Raw genomic sequence first — 1,029 nt, 5'->3', positions numbered from 1 at the left:
CAATTTTTTGTTCTCGACTGACCCCATTAAACCGATTTCAAAGCCCAAAACCCTTTTGTCAGCTAACTTGTAGCCGTTTCAGTGTGTTGGTTGCTCTAGGGATGCGCGGGCATTGAGCCGCTACGCGATGCTCGGTACGAGCCGCTACGCGAACGCATTACTGATAGTTAAACAGGTGCGCTACACTTTCTTAACGCACCATACAAGATAGGTGATTAGCTCAAAGGGCTACCGCTTCGCGATTGACCGTAGGTCACGCTACGCGATTGACTTATGGTCACGCTACGCGAACGCACTTAATAAAAATATCCCCTATCTCCCTATCTCCCGACTCCCTACTCCCTACTCCCGACTCCCGACTCCCTAAAAAAAAATCGGTCAAGTTTGGGTTAACCCCAATCCTTGACCGAATTCTGTACTTTAACCTTCCACAAATACAGCTGAGCTGCACTCAAATATCGATAATTTCAGATCAGTTATGACATGATTTCCGAGTTAGTCAGCAACTGCTGGAAAGCAATAACATCCGAACTCATTCTGCTTCATGTTGCTTAATATTCCTCCACAAAACAACCTTCACCATTCCTGATTTGCCAGGGGGCAACCCTGGCAAAATCCTATCTTAATCTACGTAAAAATATCGAATCAAAAAGGTGATAACCTCACCAGGCTTTCCGGTAGGCTCCGGAGTGCTCCACTCGTCTGGCTCCGCATACTTAAGGGAATAAATGGCATTAATTGTTTTGCGAACCTTTTCAGGAGAACCCACCAATAAGAGCTTGGCTTTCTTCGGTTTAGAACCTTGGTTGTCAGAAGGAGGAAAATTGTTACTCATCTGAAATTATCTCTTGAGTTTTTGTACACGATTAATTTATCAATAAATTAATCTATTGTCAAGGGGTTTAGAAATTTTTTTTTATTAAGAAATCGGGAATCGGGAATCGGGAATCGGGAATCGGGAATCGGGAATCGGGAATCGGGAATCGGGAATCGGGAATCGGGAATCGGGAATCGGGAATCGGGAATCGG

At 44.6% G+C, this 1,029-nt stretch carries 2 protein-coding genes; one reads left to right on the top strand and one right to left on the bottom strand.

The genetic code is table 11. The features are described 5' to 3' along the window. Positions 1–211: 211 nt before the first annotated feature. Positions 212–367 carry a hypothetical protein gene (locus F6K37_RS44270; protein ID WP_287257465.1) on the top strand — a complete coding sequence of 52 codons (156 nt, stop codon included), beginning with the start codon at positions 212–214 and terminating at the stop codon, positions 365–367. 255 nt (positions 368–622) lie between these two features. Here F6K37_RS44270 and F6K37_RS44265 read toward each other — a convergent pair whose 3' ends face one another. Then, positions 623–835, bottom strand: a complete 213-nt coding sequence (locus F6K37_RS44265; RefSeq protein WP_287257464.1) for a hypothetical protein — start codon at positions 833–835, stop codon at positions 623–625. Positions 836–1,029: the final 194 nt, after the last annotated feature.

Source organism: Moorena sp. SIO4E2, from assembly GCF_010671945.1.
In the GTDB taxonomy this organism is placed as follows: Bacteria; Cyanobacteriota; Cyanobacteriia; order Cyanobacteriales; family Coleofasciculaceae; genus Moorena; species Moorena producens.
This window is presented reverse-complemented; position numbering and strand designations above follow the sequence as displayed.